The sequence below is a fragment of the Methyloceanibacter sp. genome, assembly GCF_041573655.1.
In the GTDB taxonomy this organism is placed as follows: domain Bacteria; phylum Pseudomonadota; class Alphaproteobacteria; order Rhizobiales; family Methyloligellaceae; genus Methyloceanibacter.
Map to the genome: position 1 here is coordinate 45,569 of NZ_JBFFQD010000014.1, position 7,233 is coordinate 52,801.

The 7,233-nt window shown below is 55.7% G+C and carries 8 protein-coding genes; 1 reads left to right on the plus strand and 7 read right to left on the minus strand.

Features of this window, described 5'->3' with window-relative positions:
• The first annotated feature begins 261 nt into the window (after nt 1–261).
• On the plus strand, nt 262–1,524 hold the full coding sequence (locus tag ABY454_RS05345; protein WP_372929144.1) for a nitrate/nitrite transporter: 1,263 nt from the start codon (nt 262–264) through the stop codon (nt 1,522–1,524).
• A gap of 243 nt (nt 1,525–1,767) precedes the next feature.
• On the opposite strand, the gene ABY454_RS05350 is transcribed toward ABY454_RS05345, so the two are convergent.
• The 7 genes from ABY454_RS05350 to ABY454_RS05380 form a co-directional block, all read right to left on the minus strand.
• Nucleotides 1,768–2,532 carry a glycerophosphodiester phosphodiesterase family protein gene (locus ABY454_RS05350; protein ID WP_372929145.1) on the minus strand — a complete coding sequence of 255 codons (765 nt, stop codon included), beginning with the start codon at nt 2,530–2,532 and terminating at the stop codon, nt 1,768–1,770.
• A 447-nt stretch (nt 2,533–2,979) separates the two neighbouring features.
• Nucleotides 2,980–3,747, minus strand: a complete 768-nt coding sequence (locus tag ABY454_RS05355) for a recombinase family protein (RefSeq protein ID WP_372929146.1) — start codon at nt 3,745–3,747, stop codon at nt 2,980–2,982.
• 806 nt (nt 3,748–4,553) lie between these two features.
• Nucleotides 4,554–5,012 (minus strand): PAS domain-containing protein, encoded by a 459-nt coding sequence (locus tag ABY454_RS05360; protein WP_372929147.1) that lies wholly within the window; start codon nt 5,010–5,012, stop codon nt 4,554–4,556.
• 132 nt (nt 5,013–5,144) lie between these two features.
• Nucleotides 5,145–5,399 (minus strand): hypothetical protein, encoded by a 255-nt coding sequence (locus tag ABY454_RS05365; RefSeq protein WP_372929148.1) that lies wholly within the window; start codon nt 5,397–5,399, stop codon nt 5,145–5,147.
• A 147-nt stretch (nt 5,400–5,546) separates the two neighbouring features.
• Complete coding sequence (locus ABY454_RS05370) at nt 5,547–5,798, minus strand: hypothetical protein (protein WP_372929149.1); 252 nt, start codon at nt 5,796–5,798, stop codon at nt 5,547–5,549.
• 190 nt (nt 5,799–5,988) lie between these two features.
• Nucleotides 5,989–6,483, minus strand: coding sequence for a hypothetical protein (locus ABY454_RS05375; protein ID WP_372929150.1), 495 nt, complete (start codon nt 6,481–6,483; stop codon nt 5,989–5,991).
• A 44-nt stretch (nt 6,484–6,527) separates the two neighbouring features.
• The coding region (locus ABY454_RS05380; RefSeq protein WP_372929151.1) for an autotransporter domain-containing protein at nt 6,528–7,233 on the minus strand (706 nt) is incomplete at its 5' end.

Consider the following 7,233-nt stretch of genomic DNA (forward strand, 5'->3'; position numbering starts at 1 on the left):
GAGATGGTGGGAGCAGGCTCCCTACACCGTGACCTAGAAGACGGCGACTCGACCGTCACCGGCCCGCCTGTGATATCAGGCCAGCCATGCCGTGCCTATCGCGGAGGACGGCTAAACCCACCACGGCAGCGATCTGTCCGGTAAGTCTGGAAGAAACACAGCGCCTCTTCTACATTGCCAGCCACCTGAATTTGGACGGAACATCTCTCGAAGATTGGAAGCTGCGGTTGGCGACAGCGACGGCGGAACTCTCACCCTGATATGAGCGATGCCCGACAAGGACTGACCATCGCGGCGCTGATCATCGCTGGCGAGTCGGTATTTCTGCTGCCTTTTGTTATGGCACGCGTGTTCCGGCCGACGCTTCTTGAAGTGTTTGACCTGACCAATCTTGAGCTGGGCACCGCCTATTCCGTCTACGGCATCGTTGCGATGGCTGCCTACTTCTTTGGCGGCCCCCTCGCCGACAGATTTCCCGCACGCGCCTTGCTGACGGTCGCGTTGGTGTCTACCGCCGCCGGCGGACTTATTTTGATGACGGTGCCGCCACTATCGACGCTGGTGGTGCTGTACGCCTACTGGGGCGTGACCACGATTGCCCTGTTCTGGGCGCCACTGATCCGCGCCACGCGCCAATGGGGCGCCGATGACGCGCAAGGCCGCGCTTTCGGCTTGCTCGATGGCGGCAGGGGGATGGTGGCGGCCCTGATGGGCTTGATTATGGTGATGCTCTTCGCCTGGCTGCTCCCGGCAAACAGTGAAACTGCAAGTCTCGCCCAGCGCACCGAGGCATTGAGGCAGGTTATCCTGCTGTTGTCCGCCACAACCTGCGGCGCCGCTTTGCTGGTCTGGCTGACGCTGCCGCGTCGCGATTTGTCGCAAAGGGGCGAGAAGCGGAAATGGTCTTTGCGCGGTGTCGCGCACGTGTTCGCCATGCCAACCGTCTGGCTACAGGCAGCAATCATTCTGTGCGCGTATGTCGGCTTCAAAGCGATCGACGACTTTTCACTCTACGCAAACCAAGTCGTCGGACTGAACGAGGTCGATGCCGCCAGAGCCGGCGTGGTTTCGCTTTGGGTACGCCCCATTGCCGCCATTGGCGCCGGCTTCTTGGCTGACCGGATCGGCGCGCCGACCATGACGATCAGTTCTTTCGCAGTGCTGGTAGCTGGTAGCATCGTGCTGGCGTGCGGCATCATTGGCGCGGGCATGGTTTGGCTATTTCTGCTGACGATCGTCTGCAGCAGCATGGGCATCTTTGCGCTGAGGGGGCTCTACTTCGCGATCATGCGGGAAGGCAAAGTGTCCGCCGCCTACACAGGCTCCGCCGTCGGCCTTGTCTCCGTCATCGGCTACGCGCCGGACGTCTTCATGGGGCCCCTCATGGGTTACCTGCTCGACCAGTCGCCGGGCGCCCCCGGTCACCAGCACGTGTTCTGGGTTGTCACGGGATTTGCGCTGCTCGGACTTCTTGCCAGTTTGCTGTTTGCCCACGTCGCCAGAGCAGCAAAAAGCGACGCGTAATGTCCGGAAACGAAGAATGGTGCGGTCGAGAATTGTGCCACTTACTCGATAGAACAACGACTTGCCCCAAGGTGCGGGCACAAAGGCGCCTTTGGTGCACAAAAGGAATTTCCGGCGACGCCCGCACCCGAACCACTATTCCCTCGGGGCGCCCTATTGAGAGTCGAGATCAAGGGGCCCCCTAACCTCTGAGCCTCCATGGCTGTCCCGCAGATGGTGGTCAGTAACTATCTGCTCAGGCACTCACCACACGCCTTCCTCCTGAGCGATTTGTTTGAGCAGGCTTGGGCGAGCGCTCATAATGCCATTGACGCCGAGGCGGATCAGGCGGCGCATTTCATCGGCCTCGTCAATCGTCCACACATGTACCGCAATATCCCTAGCATTGCAGAAGGTAATGAATCGACGGGTCGGAAGAGTAATGCCGTATTCGGATACCGGCACCTGCGCGCAGTGGCAACGGCTGTGCAAAAAGCGCAGGCCCCAGGATGCAAACTTAAGCGCCGCGACATCGCGCGGTCCGGCACCAGTACATGCTACGCGGCCAAGCTGGTCGCGTATTCGACTGAGCCGGCGATCGCTGAAGCAGGCAAGGCAAACACGGTTCAACACGTTCATCTTTTGAACGAGCTCAAGCGTTGGCTCAAGCGCATGATCGCTCTTAATGTCAATATTGAAATGCGTCTCCGGAAAGGTGACCAGCGCCTCTTCAAGCGTCATGATGGGCTCAGTTCCGTCGATCTTGGCCTGGCGCACCACGCTGTGGGGAAGCGAGGCAACCTCGCCTTCCACATCGGTCAAACGTGAAAGCTCTTCGTCGTGGAAGACCAGCAATACGTTGTCGGCCGTCGCTTGTACGTCGGTTTCAATAAAGCGGTATCCCATATCGACGGCGGCAGAAAAAGCGCGTTTGCTGTTTTCGGGCTCCTCCAACTCGCCGCCGCGGTGGGCGAAGGCGGCAAAGCGTTTACCAGCGAGATAGGGATGCGAAAACTGAAGCGCGGCCATGGGACATCTTAACCGACCTGGTGAATGTCTGATCATGGCACTTAGCGGACCCCACTGGCGAGGCCGAGGATGGCGGCTTCCGGGTGCAAAGCGGACGCGCTCAATCGACAACATGCGGTCTCCCAATGTCCTCGAAACAGCGAAAACTGCAGGGGGAGATAGCCGCAGATCCCATTGAAAAGTATAGCGGAAGGCGCGTGCGTCTCGACCCCATGGAATTAGTAGAGCCATGCGGGGCCGTGATCTGGTGAATAGCGTCAAGCCGTGGTGCTAGGCTTCTCCGCGGAGGAAGAGGACATGGCAGAGAAGGGTATCGCTTATCGACTAGGTTGGGCGCTTTACTGGTTTTGCCTGATGCTTGGTGCCCTCTGGGTTGGTTTTACCTATTGGTACTTCAGCGACAGCGACGCTCCCGACCGCGTCTGGGGCACGCTTACCACCGGCGGTTCAGGGGCAATTTTCGCCTACGGCCTGGGTCGCTTCTTCCGCTACGTCTTGTCTGAGGGCGGGGGAAAGAGGGTTTTCAGAGTTTGGTCTGGGGAGTAGGCGCTGAGCCCGCAGCATGGAAGCTACAGACTTGGCCGCGTATGGCTTGCCACGCTCGTTGAGATAGCCCTGCGCAGCCAGTTCCTGTGAAACGGCACGCAACGACAGTTGCCCACCTTTGGGGCGCTTGCGGCGCAGCTTGCGGGCAAGGGCCACCATTTCAGGATGTTTCTCCCGGTGGCTTTTGCGGCCTTCGCACTTGCCTTCCTTTTCACGTTTGCGCTTACGGGCAGCGGCAAGTTTCGCCACGACGCTGGCCTTCTCGAATTGAGCGATGGCACCTAGCACCTGGCGCACCAGGACAGCGGTCGGTGTGTCCTCGGTGAAGAAGTCAGGAGCCGAGGCAGGGATAATCTCGATGCCAAGCCCTTTGAGCATGTCGTGGCCAGCGAGCTGCACGGCTAGGTCACGGGCGAAGCGGTCAGGGCTCTCCACGATGATGGTCTTTGCCCCGTTCGTCGCGAGCCGTTCCAGCATCGCCATGAAGCCGGGGCGCTGGTCGATGGCATCGGCACCGCTCACGGCAGCATCGTAATACTCGCCCTCGACGGTGAAGCCCGCACGCTTGGCATACGCCTCGATGGCCGCACGCTGACGCTTGTCGCTGTCCTTGTCGGCTCCAACATTGGCGGCGCTCGACGTTCTCAAATAGGCCACCGCGGGGGTCATTCTCTTAGCCATTTTCCCTTTTGCCTCATAGTGGTTATGTTGTTACTATATCACCTATTCCTGAGAAAAAGTAACATAATGAGGCAAAAGAAGCCCCGTAGAAGGGGGGGACAACACGGGGCTTCTCCGGTTCCTTTTGGGGGGAACCTCGTGATGGGGGAGGGAGATCTCCATCACTGTCTCTTAAATGGGACACTGTTGCCTAGAATCAACAGTGGACGCCACCAACCGGAGCCATTCCGCAGGATTGGGGACCTTTGGTTTTCCCGTGCGCGCAAAAATAAAGCCCCGTACGGGGGAGAACGGGGCTTTGAACCGTCGGATGGGGGCGCACTGATGAAGAATGGCAAGAATGAGAGTGGACGGCTAGGCCTTTGGCTTGATGTGCGGGGCGATAAGGGACCCCTAACTTGTGACCCCCCGGGGTGCTCCCAACGGCCGTTACCCTGTATGTAAGTCTACTTCGACCATCATGCCGACAGCCGATCCCGTAAGACATTCGGGCTAGTAGATTCTCGTAGGGTTGCATCAACGGGGCCTACTAACACTCACCGCTATGCGTCGCGCCTTATCGGACCGGCTCGCTGTAGTTCTCGCAGATTAGTAGGCTAGACTGCGCGAGCGAACACAAGGGCTCCCTGATCCGGCTAGAGTTGTCCCTGCTCTCCCAGAATAGTCCCCTGTTCCACACGCTTCGAATTCAAAGAAGCAGACGCTCGCAAAAAGCAATATCCACCCAAATCGCAGCCAAGAGGCCGGGCGGGTTCAATGTCCCTGGCCCCCTCAAACTTGGCGCCTTACCCACCTCAGTTATCCAGGTCATGCATCGTCTGATTGAGCTTTTGCAGCATATCCGGTGTTATCTTTACCACATTTACTGCAACCCCAGTGATTTTATCGTTGGAATCTTTGGTAGGATTAATGACGGAAAGATAAATTACCGGCTTACCATCTACGGGAGCAACTTCAACGAACTCTTGTTGGCGGCCAGAATCAATAGTCTTTTTAAGATAGCCTATGTATTTTTCGCCTGTTTCATGCCAGCTGATGCTGGCGTCAGTATCCATTTTACCGATTACGTTAGTGCCCGCAGCTTTAGTAAGACCTATGTTAGCCCAAATGTATTCTCCACGCTCATTCTTGAAGCCGATGTGGCCTGGCAATTGCTTAAAATCCACGTGGCTATCATCCTGATTGTCGCATCCTGTCAAGGCAAGGATGACGGCGACAATCGAAATCATGGTAACTTTTTTGAACGCTTTCATGTGGTTGCTCCTGGCAGTAAGTGGCCGGCAGCACATGCTAATGTGCGCTTGAGCCATCTTAAACATGCCGACATTAGCCAGAGTAGGCAAAATATTTAGCCGTGGGGGTCTCTAATCATTATTGCCGCACATCTACGCACAAGAGACCAAAGCCGGAGCCGACATCGCGAAGTTGCCCTCGCTCGACGAGGCACGGCGCATTGTTCTTGATTTTTCTAAGCTATCAGGACGTTTGCCTTCGGAGAGACTCTTTTCTAAGAAGTAGCTCAGGTGATCCGCCAGCGCGTTAGCGGCATCCCTCACATGGGCGGTGATCAACGATCCATCCTTGGCCAATCGATTGGTTTGGTTCTTATTGAACATGTCGGCTGCGGGATGCGCTGACACGGCGACAGTACAGCGATTTATCCTGGGGCCAGCAACACCAGGATTTTTCGACGGACGCACATCCGTCCATGATCTCTAAATTGGTGCGTCCGATTTCTTTGCCGCACCGGAGAGCATAACTTGAATACTGTCCTTAGCCTCATCGGTTTAATCGATGGTGATGTCGCTGGCTGGAACTCCGGTCTCCCTCGATAGGAACTCCTTCATGCATGCCCGCTTCTTCGCTTTATCGTCGTTTTGGCATTCTTTCGCCATCGCCTGCTGAGCATCTTCGGTCAACCGTCCGACATAATCCAAGTCCTTGGGTATGCTAGCCGGTTTTTCTTCAGCGATAGTCGGCAGCGAATACGCAACTATCAGTAAGATCAGTGCGGCCAAAATTGGCAAACGCTTCCTCATGATGGTTCTCCGTCGTCAATCCGTATTGAATAGCGGTGAAGGTAGCTCGCGACACGCATAAAGATAATTGCAGCCTGTCTGCAGTAGAAGATTTCTGTTGCAACACCCGGTGCTATGTTCCGGCCTCTAATGAGACTGCCCACGCTGTCATTGCATAGCTAGCAGCCGGAAGCGGTGATCGCTAGTTGCGCTAATCATTTTTGACTAGTCGATGCATACTAAGGATAAAAATGAGAAAGATTACAGCAACTAAGTTGATTCCGATGATTGGCGTATCTGTCAATCCTGTCCCCGTAAAAAACCTACCATCAGCTCCAAATGCCCAAGTGAAGTTTATCGTTTCGGCGGCTGGCATGAAATTAGCGACGAGTGAAAGTAAACTGGCATGAAATATGTATATAAGGGTGCTGACGTAAATATACGGAATTTGGAGAAACTGCAGCGCTGCGCTTAAGTAAAAACCCAAGCTTCGGCGCTTCCAGAGTAAATATCCTGCCCAAATAGACAAGCCGGCTAAGCTGATAAACAACCCAGTAATACCCCAGTTGATGAGAGCAGGGCCCTCAGGAGGAGTTTTTAATTGCTTTGGGATTTCTACAAATAGAAAAAGGCCTAACAGAAAGACGCCTCCGCCGATTTGTAAAAACGCTATTATATTCAATAACGTTGATTTAATCGCTGGCATTTTGTTTTCCTTCTCGCGCCCTGTTAGTCGACAAAACAGATGAGTTAGAAACGGCCCGTAATCGTACCCATGATCGCTTGCTCGTCCCCGGCATCACGGCTGAACGTAGTTTCGCCACTCACCGTGCCCGTGAGGCCATACACTGCGTCAAAGCTGATGCCTCCATCAAGCCGACCATACACATCGTCATCGCTCTCTATAAGGTGCGTGCGGCCGACATCAGGTACCGTCACGAGGGCGGTTCGGATGTTGCGGTCGTCGTCCATCAAGTCCCCTTCAAGCGCCACATGGACATAAGGAACGACGGTTGTCGAGAACGCGGTAAATTCGACCGCTGCTGCAACCCCGGCGCTGCCAATCAGTTGCTCAGCGCGTTGCGACTGCACGATCATGTCGAGGCCGGGGGCTCCTGTTTCTTTGTATTGGTCAAATTCGACGTGGGTGTAGCGCAAAGCGAACAACGGGCCGGCGGTGACAGCCCCCAAGTTGAACCGATAGCCGGCAGAGCCGAATGCGCCGAAGGGATTTCCGTCAGTGTCGGCTCTAGACTGTAGTTGCGAAACAAAAGTTTGTCGGAAGAGGTCGTAATCGTCCTTAGAGAATGAAACTCCGCCACCGGCGAAAAGCGCTCCATCGTCGTATCCCGCCATCAAACCCAAATGATAAGACGTCAAATCAATTGAGCTGCGGTATTGGTCGAGGTCTGCAGTGCCGTTGTCAATGCCGCCAATCACCCCCAGCGTCACGTTA